This window comes from Cobetia sp. MB87, from assembly GCF_011319755.1.
Classification (GTDB): domain Bacteria; phylum Pseudomonadota; class Gammaproteobacteria; order Pseudomonadales; family Halomonadaceae; genus Cobetia.
The window spans coordinates 53,757-74,010 of the sequence record NZ_VFBC01000003.1; the positions used below are offsets into that span (position 1 = coordinate 53,757).

Consider the following 20,254-nt stretch of genomic DNA (forward strand, 5'->3'; position numbering starts at 1 on the left):
GATCAACCCTCCGCGGCACGGCCCTTCTGCGGGAAGAGTCCCCGCGGGCGCTTTTGAATGAACAGGATGATGAAGACCAGCACCACGATCTTGGCGAGGACCGCACCCGCCCAGGGCTCGAGGAACTGATTGAGCAGCCCCAGCGACATGCCGGCCACCAGCGTGCCCCACAGATTGCCGACCCCGCCGAACACCACCACCATGAAGGAATCGATGATGTAGTTCTGGCCCAGGTTCGGCCCGACGTTGGTGATCTGCGATAGCGCGACACCGGCAAGGCCGGCAACGCCGGAGCCGAGTGCGAAGGTCATGATGTCGACACGCGTCGCCTTGATGCCCATCGAGCGCGCCATGGCACGGTTCTGGGTCACCGCCCGCACTTCCAGCCCGAGACGGGTGCGGCGCATGATCAGCATCAGACCGGCGAACACGAACAGCGCGAAGCCGATGATGTAGAGGCGATTGAGCGTCAATGACAGCGCCTCGTTGATCATCAACGAGCCACTCATCCATTCCGGCGTGACCACGATGCGATTCAGGGGGGAAATGGTGGTGCGTACCAGCTGCTGCAGGATCAGGCTGATGCCGAAGGTGGCCAGCAAGGTTTCCAGCGGACGCCCCTTGAGATGCTGGATGACGCTGCGCTCGATGATCACGCCCACCGCCGCCGCGACCAGAAAACCCGCCGGAATCGACAGCAGCAGTGCCAGCCCCGGCTGCCCGGGCAGCAGCTGCTGCATACCCCAGGTGGTGTAGGCGCCCAGCATGATCAGTTCGCCATGCGCCATGTTGATCACGCCCATGACACCGAAGGTGATGGCAAGCCCAATGGCCGCGAGTACCAGTACCGAGCCCAGCGAGAGGCCGAAGTAGAGCGTCTCGAGCCCGCTGTTGAGCTTCAGCTTCTGCTCGATACCGGCCAGCGCCACCTTGGCGGCCTGGGCCAGCTGCGGGTCATCACTCGCCGCGGCGCCATTGATGGCGGCGATGGCGGCGGCGTTCAGGCTGCCGGACAGCGTCTCCAGCGCAGCAGGGTCGCCAGTGGCTTCCAGCTGCTGGATGGCGAGCGCCTCCGCCAGGGTGTCGCGGATAGTGTCATCGCCTTCCTGCTCGATCAGGCTCGGCAGCCGCTCGGCCATGGCCTCATCGACACTGCCGCGCAGGCCGCGCGCCGCCGCGAGTCTGACCTCGGCCTCCGGGGACGACAGGTCGATCATCGATAGCACGCCATCGATATGCCCACGCAGCGAGTTGTTGCTGCGCAGTGTCTCGAGTTCACGCCGCGAGACCTTGCCGGCGGAATCGCCGGACAGGGCGTCGGAAACGGCCCATTCGCGGCCGCGATTGTTGTCGATGATCAGGAAACGCTCGCCGCTCTTGAGGCGAGCCAGCTTGCTTGAGGAGAAGGCTTCCAGCCAACCACGCGCGCGCGCATCGCCGCTCACGGCGATCTCATCGATCACGTCCCGCTTGGCAGGGTTGCGCGCCTCGGCAAGTCGGGTCAGCAAGGTCTGGGCAGCGCTGTCAGACAGACGCGCTGACTGCCCAGTCGCGGATTCGGACTGGGCAGCGGCAAACAGGGGGAAGGACAGAAGACAGATCAGCAGCATCCTCTGCCAGCACCAGCGGAACATCATTGCAACGGAGATAGACATCAAGAAGGCCATCCATGGTGAACGCGCGAAGGCGTCATCGGTCTCCGAGGGCGTCGCGACCTCGGAGCCGACACTCAGCGAGGCGGCACGCAGGTTCACATGCGCGCCGCCTCACTCTCAGAACGTGCTACGCCTCATTGCGTGGCGACGTTCTGTTGAGCCCCACAGGAATGGGTCACGACGTTGTAGTTGCCGCACTCCATCGGTTTGCGCCAGTCACTGATCAGGTCCTTGGAACCTTCCAGATAGTCTGACCAGGCATCGCCTGCCACGGTGGAAGGGGTCTGCCAGACGACGGAAAACTGACCGTTGTCCTGGATCTCGCCGATCAGCACCGGTTTGGTGATGTGATGGTTGGGCATCATGGTGGCGTAGCCGCCGGTCAGGTTGGGAACGGATACGCCGATGATGGCGTCCTTGACCGCATCGACCTCGACACTGCCCGCCTTGCGAGCGGCTTCCATCCACATGTTGAAGCCAATGTAGTGGGCTTCCATCGGGTCATTGGTGACCGCATCTTCCTTGCCGGTGTAGGCGATCCACTCATCGATGAAGTCGTAGTTGGTGTCGCTGTCCACGCTCATGAAGTAGTTCCAGGCCGCGAGATGCCCGACCAGCGGTGCGGTATCGATGCCCGATAGCTCCTGCTCGCCCACCGAGAAGGCCACCACCGGAATGTCCTCGGCATCGATGCCCTGGTTGGCCAGCTCGCGATAGAACGGCACATTGGCATCGCCGTTGATGGTGGACACCACGGCCGTCTTCTTGCCGGCGCTGCCGAAGGACTTGATGTCCGAGACGATGGACTGCCAGTTGGAATGACCGAAGGGCGTGTAATTGACCATCACATCCTCGTCGGCCACACCGTGAGACTTGAGGTAGGCGGCCAGGATCTTGTTGGTGGTACGCGGATAGACATAGTCCGTGCCTGCCAGCACCCAGCGCTCCACGCCCACGTCGTTCATCAGATAATCCACTGCCGGAATCGCCTGCTGATTGGGCGCCGCCCCGGTATAGAAGACATTCTCCGAGGACTCCTCGCCCTCATACTGCACTGGATAGAACAACAGGCCGTTGAGCTCCTCGACCACCGGCAGCACCGACTTGCGCGAGACGGACGTCCAGTTGCCGAAGATCACGTCGACCTTGTCCTGCGCCAGCAGCTCACGTGCCTTCTCGGCGAACAGCGGCCAGTTGGAGGCCGGGTCGACCACGACGGGCTCCAGCTTGCGTCCCAGCAGCCCGCCCTTCTCGTTCTGTTTCTCGATCAGCATCAACATGGTGTCTTTCAGTGTCGATTCACTGATCGCCATGGTGCCGGACAGTGAATGCAGGATGCCGACCTTGATCGGCCCCTCTTCCGCCTGGGCGACATTGGCCAGCGAGAAACCGACACAGGCGGACAGCATTGCGGCAGCGATTTTCTTGTTCACGACATTCCCTCGTGTCTTGTTGTACTTGTTATCCCGACTGAGGTAGTGCAATTGATGTGCCAGCAAAGCAGGCAATCGCACGAAACATCGGTGCCGTGCGTTGCCATCGTTCAGCCAAAAGGAAATCTCGATATCGTTTTGAATATAAGCCGCACCAAATATGCGCAATCAAAAATATGCCAGCCAGCCATTTGCACCAAACAGGTGAATTACTGAATATCGTGCACAAAACTCCCCCCAGGATGGCGCAATGAGGAGATTACCAGTCAAAAGCATGACCTTGACTGGTGCAGACAAAAATTATCCCGAAATCAATGGCAGCACTCTGATACATCAATAGAGAAGGTGGGGAAGGCACGATGCAAAAGTGACGGTCACTCCATCACCAGCATCACGACAGTCGTTCCCCGAAGAATACAAGCGTCTGCGCTTCATCCCGCTGGCCAAGGTCCCCGTGAGTCGCGAGCCGCAAGGTCTCAAGTCTGTCGCCGGCGGCGCAGGCCATGGAGAGCTTCATCATTGAAAGTCTCGCCGCCGAACAATGAGTCCTTCATGGCCCGTCTCCTGCGCCTTGGCCTGCGCCTTTCGATAGTGACGCTGTCGCCCACGGGATGTCGGCTCGGGTAGCGGCCATGCGAAGATAGCGCTTTGAAACGCCCAGGGCGTTACCCCCGCCAGGTTTTGACAGGAGGCATGCGTGTATTCGATTCGTCTGTGGGCCGCACGTCACGCGCGACTGCTGGAGCTCACCTATCAGGCCGTCGAGCCGGTGATCATCAAACTGCAGCCGTTGTGGAAGTCCGTCGGTTACGCACGCGCCGAGAAGCCCGTCGCCAGGCTGGAGCAAGCCTGCAAGGGCTTGCTGTTTGACTGTCAGATGTGTGGCCAGTGCATTCTGAGTTCGACCGGCATGTCCTGCTCAATGAACTGCCCCAAGAACCTGCGCAACGGCCCCTGCGGCGGTGTCATGCAGAACGGCAACTGTGAAGTCGAGCCCGACAAGCGCTGTGTCTGGGTGGAAGCCTGGGAAGGCAGCCAGCGGATGAAGAACAGCGACGCGCTCCAGATTGTGCAGTTGCCAGTGGACCATCGCCTGCAGGGCACTTCATCCTGGCTGCGCGTGGCTCGGCAAGCCGCTGAGCGTCGAGAGAGCCTGAAATGACCTCCAGACTCACTATCCCGGACGACACCCAGGCGCCACCTGCCGAGCGAGATGGCAACGTCGGTCACCTGGAGCGAGTGCTCAGAAGCGGTCAGTTTGCCGTCACCGCTGAGCTGGCACCGCCCGACTCGGCCGATCCACAGGACGTCCATGCGCGCGCGAAGCTGTTTGCCGGCCATGTGGATGCCATGAACGCCACCGATGGCTCGGGCGCCAACTGCCACATGTCGAGCATGGCGATGTGTGCCCTGCTGGCCCGCGAAGGCCATGAAACGGTGATGCAGATCTCCTGTCGTGACAGAAACCGCATCGCCATCCAGGGCGATGTGCTGGGGGCCTCGGCGCTGGGCATCCGCAACCTGCTGTGTCTGACTGGCGATGGTGTGCAGGTCGGGGATCACCCCGAGGCCAAGCCGGTGTTCGATCTCGATTCCCTGTCGCTGCTGGAAATCGTCGCCGGACTGCGTGACAAGCACGCCTTCGCAAGCGGCCGGTCACTGACCTCAGCACCTCAGGTATTCCTGGGCGCCGCCGCCAACCCCTTCGCCCCGCCCTTCGCGTTTCGCCCTCATCGACTGGCCAAGAAGATTGCCGCCGGCGCCCAGTTCATCCAGACACAGTACTGTTTCGACCTGCCGCGCTTTCAGGACTTCATGCATCGCGCCCGTGATCTGGGCTTGGTGGAGAAATGCTTCATCCTGCCCGGCGTCGGCCCACTGGCCTCGGCACGCACCGCCGAGTGGATGCGTCGACACGTCCCCGGCGTGCATATCCCGGACCAGGTGATCGAACGCCTCAAGGGCGCCAAGAATCAAAAGGCGGAGGGCCGTGATATCTGCATCGAGATGATCCAGCAATTACGGGAGATCGAGGGTGTCAGCGGCGTGCATATCATGGCGCATCGTCAGGAAGCCTTCGTGCCCGAGATCATCCAGCGCTCGGGCATTCTGGGGGCGCGTAGGCCATACACGCCGCAAGCCACGCCGGGTGCTACATCGCCCATTGGCTGATATGTCTCCGGGTCAAATCCATGAATCGATATCCCGCCAGGCTCACCATCTCAACCTGCTCGCAACGCTGGCATGGCACTACTGCTCAACCAGCGGTCGCTGTCTCGCGCGCTGTCGCGATATCTGGCTCAACGCCAGCCTGAGGGCTGACCTCTGGACTTTCCTGAGAACACGCCTCCAATGCCTCGACCTTCTCAAGCTTGCCCTTGCCGGTGACGATGGCTTCCAGGTGATCGCAGAAGTCACTCAGCGCATCACTGACATGGCCCGGCGAGCGATGAAGCTCGATTTCCACATGGCCAAGCGGCGGCAAGCCTTCGTCATCGCCGACGATACGACAGCCGGAGGGTACGCTGCGCGGTGTCTTGACGGTCAGTGCCAGTCCGGCCTTCACCGGCAGATTGATGCCCGTCGGTGACTGGCTCGAGTAACGCACATCCCACTGTCGATCATCCCGCCCCAAGGCGGCGAAGGCATGCGCGCGGAAGATGCAGCCTTCCGGATTGAGCGCGAGCGGCAGTACCTCCCAGTCTGCAAGGGATTGGTCTTCGGCGACCACCCACACCATGCGCTCGCGCCCCAACAGCCGCCCGGTCTGGGTCGGCCCGTGACGCACCACCAGCACGGCGTCCAGCAAGCCTTCCTGAAAATCATGCACCAGCGACGCGCTGATCTTGCAGGTCACTTCGAGACGCACTTCGGGGTGGTCCGCGGCGAAGCGCGACAGCAATTCGGGCAGGTAGGTACTGGCCTGTTCTTCCGACGTGCCCAGCCGGATGAGCTCATTCTTGCGATCGACCCCGAGCACCTGCCGCGCCTCATCCTGCAGCTTGAGAATGTGCCGCGCATAGGGCAGCAACCGCCCTCCCGACGCCGTGAGTTCTACCCGACGGCTGGTGCGGGACAACAGCGCTCCGCCCATCTGATCCTCCAGCCGCTTGATCTGCAGGCTGACGGCAGACTGGGTGCGATGCAGCACCTTGCCGGCGGCGCTGAACCCTTCACATTCGGCCACGGTGACAAAGGCACGAAGCAGGTCGGTATCCATGATCTATGAGCCCTCGCAATGCATTTGATCTTGACCATTCATTTCTATTATCAAAACACGCCCTCTAACCTATTCCTACGTTATTTAGCGATCAGGGAACAGGAGGCCGGGCATGAACGCAATCCAGCAGCAGGACAGTGATACCTCTCTCGATGGGCTGATAGATCTTGAACACTACCCCATCCATCGACTGACAGAAGCGCGGGGTCGCGAACTGATGCGCCAATGTCGCGAACAGCTCGCGCAGGATGGCTGCGTCGTGCTGGAGGGCTTCGTGCCTCAGGAGGCGTTGGCACGTCTGGAGCAGGAAACGGAACGCCTTTCACCGCTGGCGCACTATAACCAGACCGTCACCAACCCCTACAACAGCGACGGTGATGACTCACTGCCTGCATCGCATCCGCGCAATCGCTTCGATGATCGCACCAACGGTTTCGTGGCGGGCGACCGGATCGGCTCGGACACCCTGATTCGCCAGGTCTACACGCATCCCGATTTCCAGCACTTCATCGCCAGTGTCGTCGGCATGGACGATATTCACCAATATGCCGACCCGCTCGCGGACCTGGTCGTCAACGTGCTGCGCGATGGCTGCCAGCATCCCTGGCACTACGACACCAACGAATTCATCGTCACCATGATGACCCGCAAGTCCGATGCGGGTGGCCGATTTGAGTACGCCGCCGGTATCCGCAGTCCCGAGGGCGAGAACTTCGAAGGCGTCGAGAAGGTGCTCGACGGAGATCGCTCGCGCCTGACCGCCATCGACCTGAAGCCGGGCGACCTGCAGATCTTCTTCGGCCGCTACTCCCTGCATCGCGTCACCCCGGTTCGTGGTGAGCGAGAACGCCATACCGTGATCTTCGCTTACGCCAAGGAGCCCGGCTTCATCGGTCGCCCTGAGCGCGCCCAGCGAATCTTCGGCCGCATGGCGCCTATCCACGAGCGCCTGCTCAAGGAAGGCATGCAGCGCAGCGACAACCTGGCGGACTGACGCGCCAGAAGACGTACGTGATTCACCTTTGCCCAGCGCTTTTTCTGCCCTTCTTCATCAGACCGTGAGCCCAGACTACCCATGAGCATCGTCGACTTTGAACGCCTGACCGACAGTGAACCCGCAAGTTTCCCGATCGTGCCGTCCGCGCCAATGGCCAATGGCGACAGCATTCCCACGGCCTTTGATCCTGTGCAGCTGCGCGGTGGTCGTCTAGCTCGCCTGCGCGCCATGATGGCGGAGCAGGGCTACGCCGCCGTGGTGCTGTTTGATCCCAACAACCAGCGTTATGCCACCGGCTCGCGCAACATGTTCGGCTACTTCCTGCGCAACTCCACCCGCTACATCTATGTGCCCCTCGAGGGGCCGGTGATCCTGTTCGAATACCCCGGTAGCGCCCACGTCTCGACCTGGCTTGAAACCATCGATGAGGCGCGCACGTCCAAGGTGGTGTGGTCCGCCGTCAACCAGCGCGACAACCTCTCGAGCGACCCGTTCGGCATCGAGATTGCCCAGCTGGTCGAGGAACATGGTGGCGGCAATCGCAAGGTCGGGCTGGATCGCTGCACCTTGAATCTGGCGCGCTCGCTGGAAGCCCAGGGACTGGAGGTCTTCGACTGTATGCAGGACACCCTGCATTGCCGCCGCCTCAAGACGCCTGAGGAAATTGCCTGCCTGGCCCAGTCGATGGCTGGAAGCGAGGCCGCGGTTGCCGCCGTGGAAGCCGCCATCAAGCCCGGCGTCACCGAAAATGAGCTGTTCGCCATCATGTACGGCGATGTCATCCGCCAGGGCGGTGAGTTCATCGAGACCCGCCTGCTGTCGTCCGGGCCGCGCACCAATCCATGGTTCAACGAGGCCAGCGACCGCGTGATTCGCCCCGGCGAGCTGGTCGCGCTGGATACCGACACCATCGGCTGCCACGGCTACTACTCCGACTTCTCACGCACCTTCCATGTCGGGCCGGGCCGACCGACCGCCTATCAGCAGAGTCTGTACCAGATGGCGCACGAGCAGGTGCACCACAACATGTCGATCCTCAAGCCCGGCATCAGCTATCGCGAAATCGCCGAGAGCGCCTGGAAGATTCCCGAGCGTTTCCTTGATCGCCGTTACCCCTCGATCATCCACGGCGTCGGCATGCATGGCGAGACACCGCTGGTCGCGCACCACATGGACTTTGATCGCTTCTCCAAGGATGGCGTGCTGGAACCCGGCATGGTCGTCTCGGTGGAAAGCTATATCGGCGAAGTCGGTGCGGCCGATGGGGTCAAGCTGGAGGAAGAGGTGCTGATCACCGAGACCGGCATCGAGAAGATCTCGCGCTATCCCTTCGATGAGGCACTGCTGGGGCGTCAATTCTGAGCACAGGTCAATCCAGGCTCACGGCAACCTCAAGCTCAAGACAGCGACTTTCCCCACCACATTCTCTGCGACTTAACACAAGGCTGAAAACAGACCGATGGATACCCTGACTCACCTGATTGGCGGTGACGCCGTGACTGGCGAACGCACCCTGGATGTGCTCAATCCGGCTACCGCGCAAGCCGTGCGCCGTCTGCCACTGGCCGATGCCACCATCGTGCAACGCGCGATAGTGGCCGCCAGGGATGCCCTACCCGCCTGGCGCGCCATGCCGCCCGCCAAGCGCGCTCAGGTCATGTATCGCTTCAAGACATTGCTGGAACGGGATGCTCAGGAAATCTGCGCCCTGATCAGTGAAGAACACGGCAAGGTGCTCGACGATGCCATGGGCGAACTCAAGCGCGGCATCGAGAACGTCGAATATGCCTGCGGCGTGCCGGAGCTGCTCAAGGGCGAGTATTCCCACAATGCCGGGCCGAGCATCGACACCTGGTCCAACCATCAACCGTTGGGCATCGTGGCCGGTGTCACGCCGTTCAACTTCCCGGCCATGGTGCCCCTGTGGATGTTCCCCATGGCGCTGGCCTGCGGCAATGCCTTCATCCTCAAGCCGTCGGAGCAGAGCCCGTCGGCGGCCAACAAGATGGCCCATCTGCTGCGCGAAGCCGGACTGCCCGATGGACTCTTCAGCGTGGTGCATGGCGATCGCGAAGCCGTCGAGGCGCTGATCGCGGCTCCGGAGGTCAAGGCGATGAGCTTCGTCGGCTCGACGCCCGTGGCGCGGAGTCTCTACGAGGGGGGAACCCGTCAGGGCAAGCGGATCCAGGCGTTGGGAGGTGCCAAGAATCACGCCGTGGTATTGCCGGATGCTGATCTCGACAATGCCGCCAGCACCTTGATCGGCGCGGCCTTCGGCAGCGCGGGCGAGCGCTGCATGGCCATCTCGGTGGCCGTCTGCGTAGGGGATGACACCGCGGATGCCCTGATCGAACGACTCGCGCCTCAGGCACGCGCCATGAGCATCGGCCCGGGCACCGAACCCGGGCACGACATGGGTGCCCTGATCAATGCCTCGCAGCGCGACAAGGTCGCCGGCTATATCGAGGCAGGCGCCAGCGCTGGCGCCCAGCTGGTCGTGGATGGTCGCACTCACCCGCTGGTCGAGAGCTCACCCGGTTTCTTCCTGGGCGCAACGCTGTTCGATCGCGTCACACCGGACATGAGCATCTACCGTGACGAGATCTTCGGTCCGGTACTCTGTGTGGTGCGCGTGGCAAGCTTCGAGGATGCCATCGCGCTGATCAATGACCACCAGTACGGCAACGGCACCTGCCTGTTCACACGCGATGGCGAGGCCGGACGCCGCTTCGCCGACCAGATCGAGGTCGGCATGGTCGGCATCAACGTGCCCTTGCCGGTACCGGTGGCCTTCCACAGCTTCGGCGGCTGGAAGGACTCGCTGTTCGGTGATCTGCACGCCTATGGCCCCGACGCGGTACGCTTCTATACCCGGCGCAAGAGCGTGTCCCAGCGCTGGCCGCAGCGCAGTGCGCAGGAAGCCGCTCAATTCAGCTTCCCATCCTGAGTCGCGACGTAAACAAGACGCCCGCGGTACAAACAAGACGCCCGCGCCAGAATTCTGGCGCGGGCGTCTTGTTGTTCGACAGGCTTAATTGCTCAACACCAATCGCTCAGCGATAGCCCAGCATCAGGTCACGGACCAGCGGCGTATCGGCGTCGCGGTGCGTCGGCAGCTCGAAGCGGGCCTTGGCGATCGCGGTGCGCGACAGCTCGGCATGTATCAGCATCTCGCGGTCTTCCGCCTGGGCCAGCGTCTCCCCGCGCGGGCCTAGAATTCGCGACCCGCCCCAGAAATGACTGCCGCCTTCCGGCCCGAAGCGATTGGCCATGATGACCGGCGTGCCGTAGGTCATGGCGTAGAACTGGAGGTTGATCGCCCAGTTCTGCTCGTTGGAGAAATCATCGCTGACGATGCCCGAGGCCGAATTGATCGGCGCGCACAGCACGGTGGGACGCGCGAGCATGGCGGCGTGCACCAGGCCCGGATTCCACAGGTCCGCGCAGATCAGCGAGGTGGCTGACCAGCCTTCACGCACATCGTTCTGGGTCAGGTCGCTGCCGTGGGTGAACAGCTTGCCCTCCTCCAGCCCGCCGTAGGTCGGCAGATTCAGCTTGCGATGCACGGCCTGCAGCGCGCCATGCTGCAGAATCGCCAGGGCGTTGTAGTACTCCCCCGGACTGGCCTCCTCGACAAAGCCCACTACCAGCTGCATGTCGCCCGCGGCACGCGCGAGCATCAGCAAACGCGGGTCATGCGGCGGAAAGGCCAGATCAATGACCCGGCTGCCCATGCCATAGCCCGTCAGCGACAGCTCCGGGAAGACCAGCAGGTCCAGATCGACATCCCGCGCCTGATGGATGATGTCGAGATGACGTTCCAGGTTGGCCTCAATATCGCCGAGGGTGGCGTTGATCTGGGCCGCGCCAACGCGCAGATGATCTTGATGGTGCATGGGCAAGTCTCGGTCATGGAAAATAAGGCAACGAACAGCAGAAGCCTGGGTCAGGGTCAGGGACAGGGACAGGTAGAAAACCAGGCGAAAGGCCAGGGCCAAGGCCGGGAAGCAGACCAATGAGAATCAAGCGCCGCGCAGAATGTCAGCCGCGGCCGCCCTATTCAAGCCGGTGCGCCCAGCAGCGCCAGTAGCTCGGAGACCGGCCGTGATTCCAGATCCATCACGACATCACGCAACCTGGCCGCGCGATCTCCCAGCACTGGCTCCGCCAGGGCCTGATACTTGGCCAGCACCTGAGCATCACTCAAAGGCTTGTCCGGATTGCCCAGCGCCTCGTGGTCTGTGCTTTCCAGCACCTCACCACTTTTCAGCACGATTCGCGCACGGGCCCAGCGCTCGGCAGGGAAACGGGCATTGAATGTGGCATCCTCCTCGATCATCACCTTGCTCGCCAGCGCCTTGAGGTCGTCATCGTCAAGGGCATCGCAGACACCTTCCACATCCACGCTGCCCCGCCCCAGGGCACAGGCGACCGACCACGGCAGACTGTACTGCGCCTGCTCCGTGGTATCAGGGTGTGTGACATGCAGCCGCTTGCCCTCATGGAAGGTGATGATCTCGATACGCGTGATGTCGTCAGGCTCACGAGCGGTGTCCGCCAATGACAGTACCGCCTCGACTGCCGGCTGCGCCCAGCGACACACCGGATAGGCCTTGAAATACTGCTCGAACAGATAGTGACGCTGGCCGAGGTCCTGCCACAGCGCGGCGACCTCCGGCGCCGTGACCGTCAATGCCGGAGCTCCAGTGAAGCCATCTTCCGCCAGCAACGCCGCCGAGATGCCGGTCATCGCCCCCCAGCCGGAGCCGTCCTTGAGCATGGTGGGGTGATCGATGCAGCGCATCATCTGGCTGCGCGGCCCATAGAACTCGGCGATGCCCAGCGCGTGGTGCATCGTTTCACGATCAAAGCCGCGCAGACGCGCAGTCACTGCGGCCACGCCCAGCGCATTCCAGGCCCCCGACGTATGGTAATCGGGGCTCTGGGCATGCAAGGCGATGCCCGCACGCGTGGCGACTTCATAGCCATAGGCCAGCAGCGCCAGAAACGCATGCCCGCTGAGCTGCCTAGTTTCCGGGAGTGCCAGCAGGCCGGGCAACAAGGCCACCCCCGCATGCCCCTTGGTCAGCACCTGGCCATCGTGGGCATCCAGCGCATCGATCAACCAGCCACCCTGCAGGGCGACACCACTGGAAGAGGCCGTACCGCTGGCGAACAACAGCGGCAAGTCGCCACCGTGCTGACGCGTGACATAGCGAGCCGCCTTGGCGGCCAGGGGAGTCCGCGTCGCACCTGCCGCGACGCCCAGCAGATCCAGCAGGCAGCGCTTGGCCTGGTGCAGCTGCTCTGCACTGAGACGGGTGAGATCATATTCATGGATCAGGGACAGCGGCGCAGGCGCCAGGCGATCCTCGGCAGGTGCATGAGAGGTGGGTATAGCGTGAGGCAGACAATCCGGAGCAGACATGGGACTTCTCCAATTTGGCAGACACGGAAATGACCAACGGGATGGCAGCAAATGCGAGCGAGGCAGACGCGGCCGCCAGAGACGACAAGACCGCCCGCAGGCGGCCTTGTCGTGCTGGCATGGCCCCTGAGCCTCGCTGTCAGAGGATCAGGCGTACCTGAAGGTCACTTGAGGCCATGCTCCTTCAGGAAGTCCTCGGCGACCTGCTCGATGGTCTTCTTCTCGACATCGACCTGTGCGTTCAGACTCGCCATGGTGTCGTCATTGAGCTTGGCGGACAGCGCATTCATCTGCGACTCGAGTTCCGGATTGGCCTTGAGCGACTCCTCACGCACCACCGGCGTCAGGGCGTAGGCCGGGAAGTAGCCCTTGTCGTCCTCGAGCACCGTGAAATCGAAGGCCGGAATACGGCCATCGGTAGCGAACACCAGGCCGACATCGACCTGACCATCACGCAGTGCCTGGTAGACCAGACCGGAATCCATGCGCTTGACGTCGGCGCGGCCGACACGGAAGTCATAGGCTTTCTGCAGCGGACGCCAGCCATCATCGCGCGCGTAGAATTCGGCGTTCAGCGCGAAGGACAGCCCCTTGTCGTCGTTGACCGCCTGCGCGAGGTCCGACAATGAGGCGATACCGCGCTCCTGGGCATCCGACTCACGCATCGCCAGTGCGTAGGTATTGTTGGCCGCAGACGGCTCCAGCCACACCAGGCCCTTCTCGGCGTCCAGCTCCTTGACGCGGGCATAGGTGTCTACCGGACTCAGGCGCTCACTGACATCGTTGTAGTTGATCAGTGAGGTGCCTGTGTATTCCCAATAGAGATCGATCTGGCCGTTTTCCTGCGCCTGACGGAGTACGGCAGAGCCCATGCCGGAGCGTTCTTCCACGTCATAGCCCAGGCTTTCCAGATACTGCCCTGTCATGCTCGCCAGAATCTGTTGTTCAGTGAAGTTCTTGCCCCCCACCACGATCTCTTCGGCGTGCGCCGTCGAGAGGGAAGCGGCCAGTGCCGCGCCGGTCAGCAGAGTCGTCAAGGTCTTCATGGTGTTCTCCTATCCTGTGAAAAGTCGGTCCAGCTGGTTGTTATTGTTCAGGTATTGCAGTCTGTCACCACGCGCCGAGCGGGCCGGCTCGTGGGTATTCGTTCATGCCCGCGCCGGGTTGACGCCCCGCGGCACCACGAGGAAGGCCACCAAGGCCACCAGCACATCCACCCCGATCGCCAGCAGCGCCGTGGGAATGGCACCGGACAGCATCATGATGGGGTCATAGAGATCGATCCCGGTAAAGATCAGCTCCCCCAGCCCACCGGCGCCGATCAGGAAAGCCAACGGTACCGTACCGACATTGATCGCCAGAGCAGTACGAATCCCGGCAAACATCACATAAAGCGCATTGGGCAGTTCGACCCGCACCAGGCGCTGAAGTGGCGACATCCCAATGCCGGACGCCGCTTCCTTCAGGGCCGGTGATACTCCCTTGAGCCCCGTGTAGGTATTGCGGGTGATGGGCAGCAGGGTCGCGACGAACAAGCCGAAGACCGCCGGCACGGTGCCGATGCCCAGAAAGCTCATCGACAGGGCCAGCACCGCCAGCGTCGGGATGGTGGTGCCCACGTTGAGCACCTGCATGGCGGATTCTGCGTAGCGCGTCATGCTCGGTCGCGACAGGATGATGCCCAGCGGGACCGCGACCAGGATCGCCAGTCCACCTGAGAGTGCCGTCAACCAGAGGTGCTGTACCGTCAGGAACTGGATGTCAGGTATATAGAAGAGGAACTCTTCGATCACGCCACTCGATTGGCTCCAGACCCCGGCCATGAAGATCGCGGCCACGGCCACCAGCTGCAGCAAGCCCATGAATTTGAGTGTCGGCATGGGCTTACTCCTTGTGCAGCGTGGTCGCGGACATCTCAGCCTGCTGGCCCGCAGCCCCGCCACCTGAATGCGCCCGATAGCGAGACCCCAGATGGTGGGTGATGGCGCGCTGCGTGATCTGCCCGACGATCCGTCCCTCATCATCGACGCACGGCATCCAGGTCATGTCGTTGGCGAACATCAGTGAGGCGACCTTGCGCAGGTCATCATCCAGGGTGACCACGACAGGCACGCTCTGGAAGTGATCACGGCAATGGCCCCTGGAGGTGCGTGCGATGGCAGCACTGATGATCCCGACCGGCTGACGCTTGTCGTTCACCATCACGATGCTGTTCTGGTAGCCATAGGATTCAATGCGCTCGAGCGCCGTGGTCAGAGTGTCATCGGGCGTGACCATGCCGATACCTTCGCTGGCCAGATCACGCACCTTGACCAGATTGAGGCGCTTCAGGGCACGATCCTCGCCCAGGAAGGATTCGACGAACTCGTTCTTCGGCGCGGCCAGCAATTCATCGGGCGGTGAATACTGCACCAGCTTGCCGCCGCGGAAGATGGCGATGCGATCGCCCATCTTGATCGCCTCATCGATATCGTGACTGACGAACATGATGGTCTTCTTGAGGTCCTGCTGCATCTTGAGGAACTCATCCTGGATCACCGCACGATTGATTGGGTCGATCGCGCCGAAGGGCTCATCCATCAGCATCACGGGCGGATCTGCCGCCAGAGCACGCGCAACGCCGATACGCTGTTGCTGGCCACCGGACAGTTCACTCGGATAACGCTTGAGAAACGCATCAGGCTCCAGCGCGATCATTCGCATCAGCTCGCGCGCACGTTCGCGATAGCGGGTCTTGTCCCAACCCAGCAGCTTGGGCACCACCGTGATGTTCTCCTCGATGGTCATGTTCGGGAACAGACCGATCTGCTGAATCACGTAGCCGATATTGCGGCGCAGGTCCTGGGTATTGAGGTTGGTAGTATCTTCACCGTTGATCAGTACTCGCCCGGAAGTCGGGCGAATGATGCGATTGATCATCTTGAGGCTGGTGGTCTTGCCGCAGCCGGAGGGGCCGAGCAGGATGCAGATCTCACCACTCGGGACCTTCATGCTGATATGGTCAGCCGCCGTCACGGCGCCTTTCGGGGTATCGAAGACTTTTGTCAGGTTGTCGAGTTCGATCATGAAGCGTTCCTTGTCGTGTTGGCAGAATGGCGCGCGAATGACCCGTCAGGCGGCGGCCGCTGTCGTGCGGTCCATGCCCTTGGGCGTTAGGCGCTTCTGCAGCGCCAACAATGCATAGTCGACGAGGATGGCCAGCACGCTGACCGCCACCGCCCCAACAATCAGCTGACGTGGATCTGACTGGGAAATGCCACGGCTGATGAAGGTGCCAAGCCCCCCGGCACCGATATAGGCCGCAATCGCCATCACCCCGATATTCAGCACCACGGCGGTGCGTACACCGGCCATGATGATCGGTACCGCCAGCGGAATCTCCACCATCCACAGGCGCTGGTTCTGACTCATGCCTACGCCTCTAGCGGCTTCACGCAGCGCCGGATCGACATTGTTGATCGCGGTGTAGGTGTTGCGAATGATCGGCAGCTGCGAATACAGCAACACGGCAATCACGGCCGGCACATAACCAATGCCCTGCCCGATCAACGACAGGATCGGAATCATGATGCCGAACAGCGCGATGGAAGGAATCGTCACGATGATCGAGGCGATATACAAAACGGTCTTGGCGGCTCGCTCGTTCTTGGTGATCGCGATACCGATGGGCACGCCCGTCAGGGTGGCAATCCCCACCGCCACCCCGACCAGCGAGATGTGCTCAAGCGTGCGTGTGGTCAAGAGCTCCAGATTGTCCAGAGCATACTGGATCAGTTCCAAGCGAGATCTCCTTGCTTTTATTGTGTTCTGCACAGATTCCACACCGCGACGCACGCCTGATGATCAAAGCTCGAAGCATCAGAGCCCGAAAGATCAGTGCAACAAGGTCAGAGTCGTCAGGCACGACGGAAGCCGGTCGATGCGGGAATCTGCTTAGCTTAGCAAAGCGAGATAGCAGTTATTTATCGATTTGGATGAGCATGCAAAATGCCAGTTATCAAGAACAGTGATCCTCCTTGCCCCATGCGACTCCGAGGGCACGACTGGCTCACTGACGGCAGGTGTCACTGATTCGCTTTGCAGATTTAGGGCCAATTCGTCACCGCCATCCGCCTTGTACGCGACGATGGTAACAAAAAAGCCAAAACAATTTATAAATCATCCATTTAGCATATATAGGCAGTCCCTACCCCCAGCGAAATGACGGTCGTGCAACGGCCGCGAGCCTTCCCCCCTCAATCCCATAAGAAAAATGCATGTCCTCCGATAACACTCACCCCCTACTTAGGTCCCATGCCTCGCTCCCATAATGGCCACGATATACAACCGTGCTAATGGAGAGATGCCTGCATGTCCCTGACCAATGCCCTGGCCGACGCGCTGCCGCTGACCCTGAGCGAGTCGCCGCTGTCACTGAACCTGATCACTGCCGAAGGCCATGAGCCGGTCAGCCCGCTGTGGCTGCGCGAGCGCACCCAGGACCCGGAGCAGCTCGATGAGGTCACCACCCAGCGTTTGTTCGATTCGCATGCCATCGACGTCAATCTCGAGTTGACCGCGGCGCGCCCGGTCGATGAGACGCATGTGGAATTCACTTTCAGTGACGGGCATTGCGAGGTGTATGACCTCACCCTGCTGGCGCATGAGCTGCAGGGCATCACGCCGTTCCCCGAGGCCGAGAGCTGGGATGCGGGCATCGATCAGCAGGCGCAGCGCGTCGACTGGGAGAAGATGGGCAACAATGAAGACTTCCAGAAGGCACTGGAGGCCTATCTGCGCTTTGGCTACATCATCGTGCAGAACGTGCCGACCGATCCGGAGCGCATTTTGGAAGTGGCCGGTCACTTCGGTTACGTGAAGGACACCAACTTCGGCAGCTACTTCGAGGTGTATTCGCGCCCGACCGGCAACGATCTCGCATATCGCAGCGTGGCGCTTGGACCGCACACCGATAATCCGTATCGTGATCCGGTGCCGGGCATCCAGATGTTGCATTGCCTGGTCAACGAGACCACTGGCGGTCTGTCCACGCTGGTCGACAGCCTCAATGCGCTCAAGCAGCTCAAGGCCGAGATGCCGGAAGGCTATGAACTGCTGCGCACCACCCCGGTGGGCTTCCGCTTCCTGGATGCCGGTACCGAGCTGACCACCCGTCGCTGCGTGATCCGTGAGAGCGCCGATGGTGAGCCGATCGGCGTCAACTACAGCCCGCGTCTTGATCATCTGCCGCACATGTCGCTGGAGAACACGCGCCGCTACCATCAGGCTCGCCAGCGTCTTGGACAGCTGTTCCAGGACCCGGCCAACGAGATTCGCTTCCAGCTCGAGTCCGGTGAGCTGATGATGTTCGACAATACCCGTGTACTGCATGGTCGTACGGCATTTGACACCAATGAAGGGCATCGCCACCTGCAGGGCTGCTACATGGACAGCGACGGCCCGCGTGAGCGCTTCGCCACTACCCTGATGCGTCAGCGTCAGCAGCAGGCACAACAAGAAAACCGTGAGGAAATGGCGTAATGGATCAGGTTTCATTCATCCAGATGAAGGACGGCACCGCGGAAGACTATGCGCTGCTCGAGCGTCTTGAAGATCAGTTCAATGAAGGGCTGGTGGAGCGCCTGAAGCTTGCCTTGCGCAAGCTCGATGATGGCCTGAGCGGCTACAAGGTCAGCCGTCTGGAGCATTCCCTGCAATCAGCGGCACGTGCCGAAGCCGACGGCGGCGATGATGACCTGGTCGTCGCAACCCTCCTGCATGACCTGGGTGACGAGCTGGCACCCTACAACCACTCGCAGCTGGCCGCTTCCATCGTGCGTCCCTACGTACGTGCCGAGGTCACCTGGATCATCCATCACCACGGACTGTTCCAGAAGTACTACTACGGCCACTTCTACGGCGAGGACCGTAACGAGCGCGAGATCTACAAGGACCATCCCTGGTATCAGAAGTGCGTGGACTTCTGTGAGCGTTACGATCAGGCGGCCTTCGATCCCGACTATCCGACCCCGCCGCTGGAGCACTTCGAGCCTGCACTGCGTCGCGTCTTCGCGCGCAAGCCCTTCGATCCGGACGTGATCGGCGAAGAGCCCGCCGGCGGTTTCGACAGCCGCGTCTGAGCCTGTGAAGGCGGGGGCGTGAAACGCGCCTGACCTGCTCCGCTCCCCCGCTTGACCATTGCCCTCACTGGCCCGCCCAGTGGGGGCAATCTGGTTTGTGGGCGTTGCGTTGAGCGCCCCACGTCATCAAGGGGTTGAACCTCGCCACTCAACCTTCATCATCATTGGCTAACGTCAGCGTCAATGAAGACGGTGCCGATACGGCCGTCTTTCCCTCGCGGATTCCCCCTTCCCCAACCGACAGGCAGACGCATGGAACATCTCTTCATCTACGGTCCACTGGGCCCCGGCGGCCTCAACGAACATGTCATCGCCAATATCGATGGCGAATGGAGCTCGGCCTATCTACGCGGTCGACTGGAAAACACCGATCATGGCGATGAGCACAACTTCCCTGGACTGGTGGTCGACAACACGGGCCAGGTGATACGCGGCCACGTGTTTTCCTCAGCGCAATTGCCCGAGCATTGGGATGCTCTCGATGACTTCGAGGGCCCCATCTATCAGCGCACCCTGACCACCGTCATTCTCGATGACAATCGGGAACTCGAGGCCTATGTCTATGCGCTGGCGATGTGAGAAGCTCCGGCCGGGTAGGCAGAGCGGCAAGTGACGGAGCGATCAGTCTGCCTCTGGATCGAGTCATCCTCTCAGCCCCAGCCCCAGCCCCAGCTCTCAGCTCTCAGCTCTCAGCTCCCAGCCTTGCCAGCGCCCTTGCCCAAGCATCACAAGGAGAATGTCTCATGCAGCTTGAAGGATCGTGCCACTGCCAGGCCGTCACATTCCAGCTTGACTCGTCGCATCCCTACCCGTACCAGCGCTGCTATTGCTCGATCTGTCGCAAGACGGCAGGCAGCGGTGGCTACGCGATCAACCTCGCGGGCGACGCCGGCACCCTCAAGGTGGAAGGCCGCGAGCACATCTCGATCTATCACACGGTGATCGACGGCGTCGAAAGCCCGGCGGAACGACATTTCTGCAAGCGCTGCGGCAGTGCACTGTGGCTCTACGATGCCCGCTGGCCAGAGCTGATCCACCCGCAGGCGGGGGCGATCGACACCCCGCTGCCCGTGCCACCGGAGCATGTCCACATCATGCTCGACAGCAAGGCCAACTGGGTGGAAGTCGCACACGAGGCGCGTGATGCCCATCACGCCGAGTATCCCGACGAGAGCATCGCGGCCTGGCATGCTCGAATTGCCGAGTGCGGCACTCGGTAAGCTCAGGAACGGCCTCCAACAGGATCCGGTGCGACCCTGGTCAGGCTCAGGTGCGACCTCGCGGCCTGATCCGCCGGACTGGGCGTTGATGTCACTCGCTGCGTCGCGTATAAGTGCCGCCTATACAAGGTGGCGCTCTTGCCTGATATCCACGGTGTACGGCGTGAAGCCTCATGCAGGCC

18 protein-coding genes are annotated in these 20,254 nt (G+C 61.7%); 9 read left to right on the top strand and 9 right to left on the bottom strand.

The genetic code is table 11. From position 1 onward, the window contains the following. Window positions 1-2 precede the first annotated feature (2 nt). Together urtB and urtA are read right to left on the bottom strand one after the other, a co-directional pair. Window positions 3-1,610 (bottom strand): urea ABC transporter permease subunit UrtB, encoded by a 1,608-nt coding sequence (urtB, locus tag CDPAHKCJ_RS01790; RefSeq protein ID WP_166018595.1) that lies wholly within the window; start codon window positions 1,608-1,610, stop codon window positions 3-5. Window positions 1,611-1,789: 179 nt separating this feature from the next. Further along, window positions 1,790-3,064 carry an urea ABC transporter substrate-binding protein gene (gene urtA, locus CDPAHKCJ_RS01795; protein ID WP_084208274.1) on the bottom strand — a complete coding sequence of 425 codons (1,275 nt, stop codon included), beginning with the start codon at window positions 3,062-3,064 and terminating at the stop codon, window positions 1,790-1,792. Between the two features lie 721 nt (window positions 3,065-3,785). Here urtA and CDPAHKCJ_RS01800 point away from each other — a divergent pair. Further along, the gene (locus CDPAHKCJ_RS01800; RefSeq protein ID WP_166018342.1) at window positions 3,786-4,250 is read left to right on the top strand and encodes a methylenetetrahydrofolate reductase C-terminal domain-containing protein; all 465 of its coding nucleotides are present in this window, start codon (window positions 3,786-3,788) and stop codon (window positions 4,248-4,250) included. Next, window positions 4,247-5,260: a methylenetetrahydrofolate reductase gene (locus tag CDPAHKCJ_RS01805; RefSeq protein WP_166018344.1), complete on the top strand. Its 1,014-nt coding sequence runs from the start codon at window positions 4,247-4,249 to the stop codon at window positions 5,258-5,260. The genes CDPAHKCJ_RS01800 and CDPAHKCJ_RS01805 overlap by 4 nt, the downstream gene beginning before the upstream one ends. A gap of 85 nt (window positions 5,261-5,345) precedes the next feature. Here CDPAHKCJ_RS01805 and CDPAHKCJ_RS01810 read toward each other — a convergent pair whose 3' ends face one another. Next, on the bottom strand, window positions 5,346-6,308 hold the full coding sequence (locus CDPAHKCJ_RS01810) for a LysR family transcriptional regulator (RefSeq protein ID WP_166018346.1): 963 nt from the start codon (window positions 6,306-6,308) through the stop codon (window positions 5,346-5,348). 112 nt (window positions 6,309-6,420) lie between these two features. Here CDPAHKCJ_RS01810 and CDPAHKCJ_RS01815 point away from each other — a divergent pair, with 112 nt between their 5' ends. From CDPAHKCJ_RS01815 to CDPAHKCJ_RS01825, 3 genes are all read left to right on the top strand, one after another. Further along, window positions 6,421-7,302, top strand: coding sequence for a phytanoyl-CoA dioxygenase family protein (locus CDPAHKCJ_RS01815; protein WP_166018348.1), 882 nt, complete (start codon window positions 6,421-6,423; stop codon window positions 7,300-7,302). 81 nt (window positions 7,303-7,383) lie between these two features. Further along, window positions 7,384-8,667, top strand: coding sequence for a Xaa-Pro peptidase family protein (locus CDPAHKCJ_RS01820; RefSeq protein WP_166018350.1), 1,284 nt, complete (start codon window positions 7,384-7,386; stop codon window positions 8,665-8,667). Between the two features lie 97 nt (window positions 8,668-8,764). Beyond that, window positions 8,765-10,252 carry a CoA-acylating methylmalonate-semialdehyde dehydrogenase gene (locus CDPAHKCJ_RS01825; protein WP_166018352.1) on the top strand — a complete coding sequence of 496 codons (1,488 nt, stop codon included), beginning with the start codon at window positions 8,765-8,767 and terminating at the stop codon, window positions 10,250-10,252. 106 nt (window positions 10,253-10,358) lie between these two features. On the opposite strand, the gene CDPAHKCJ_RS01830 is transcribed toward CDPAHKCJ_RS01825, so the two are convergent. The 6 genes from CDPAHKCJ_RS01830 to CDPAHKCJ_RS01855 all read right to left on the bottom strand — a co-directional run bounded on the left by CDPAHKCJ_RS01830 (window position 10,359) and on the right by CDPAHKCJ_RS01855 (window position 16,513). After that, complete coding sequence (locus CDPAHKCJ_RS01830) at window positions 10,359-11,201, bottom strand: nitrilase-related carbon-nitrogen hydrolase (RefSeq protein WP_131432377.1); 843 nt, start codon at window positions 11,199-11,201, stop codon at window positions 10,359-10,361. A gap of 164 nt (window positions 11,202-11,365) precedes the next feature. Beyond that, entirely contained in the window at window positions 11,366-12,733 is a 1,368-nt protein-coding gene (locus tag CDPAHKCJ_RS01835) for an MmgE/PrpD family protein (RefSeq protein WP_166018354.1), read from the bottom strand. Between the two features lie 164 nt (window positions 12,734-12,897). After that, window positions 12,898-13,779 (bottom strand): glycine betaine ABC transporter substrate-binding protein, encoded by an 882-nt coding sequence (locus CDPAHKCJ_RS01840; RefSeq protein ID WP_166018356.1) that lies wholly within the window; start codon window positions 13,777-13,779, stop codon window positions 12,898-12,900. A 102-nt stretch (window positions 13,780-13,881) separates the two neighbouring features. Continuing rightward, window positions 13,882-14,613, bottom strand: coding sequence for an ABC transporter permease (locus tag CDPAHKCJ_RS01845; protein WP_166018358.1), 732 nt, complete (start codon window positions 14,611-14,613; stop codon window positions 13,882-13,884). A gap of 4 nt (window positions 14,614-14,617) precedes the next feature. Next, complete coding sequence (locus CDPAHKCJ_RS01850; RefSeq protein WP_166018360.1) at window positions 14,618-15,799, bottom strand: ABC transporter ATP-binding protein; 1,182 nt, start codon at window positions 15,797-15,799, stop codon at window positions 14,618-14,620. A gap of 45 nt (window positions 15,800-15,844) precedes the next feature. After that, on the bottom strand, window positions 15,845-16,513 hold the full coding sequence (locus CDPAHKCJ_RS01855; protein ID WP_107336399.1) for an ABC transporter permease: 669 nt from the start codon (window positions 16,511-16,513) through the stop codon (window positions 15,845-15,847). A gap of 570 nt (window positions 16,514-17,083) precedes the next feature. On the opposite strand from CDPAHKCJ_RS01855, the gene CDPAHKCJ_RS01860 reads away from it, so the two are divergent. From CDPAHKCJ_RS01860 to CDPAHKCJ_RS01875, 4 genes are all read left to right on the top strand, one after another. Next, window positions 17,084-18,253 (top strand): TauD/TfdA family dioxygenase, encoded by a 1,170-nt coding sequence (locus CDPAHKCJ_RS01860; RefSeq protein WP_166018362.1) that lies wholly within the window; start codon window positions 17,084-17,086, stop codon window positions 18,251-18,253. Continuing rightward, window positions 18,253-18,852, top strand: coding sequence for an HD domain-containing protein (locus CDPAHKCJ_RS01865; protein ID WP_166018364.1), 600 nt, complete (start codon window positions 18,253-18,255; stop codon window positions 18,850-18,852). Before CDPAHKCJ_RS01860 ends, CDPAHKCJ_RS01865 begins: the two co-directional genes overlap by 1 nt. Before the next feature lie 252 nt (window positions 18,853-19,104). After that, complete coding sequence (locus CDPAHKCJ_RS01870) at window positions 19,105-19,431, top strand: gamma-glutamylcyclotransferase family protein (protein WP_166018366.1); 327 nt, start codon at window positions 19,105-19,107, stop codon at window positions 19,429-19,431. A 164-nt stretch (window positions 19,432-19,595) separates the two neighbouring features. Further along, window positions 19,596-20,072 (top strand): GFA family protein, encoded by a 477-nt coding sequence (locus tag CDPAHKCJ_RS01875; protein WP_166018368.1) that lies wholly within the window; start codon window positions 19,596-19,598, stop codon window positions 20,070-20,072. The last annotated feature ends 182 nt before the right edge of the window (window positions 20,073-20,254 follow it).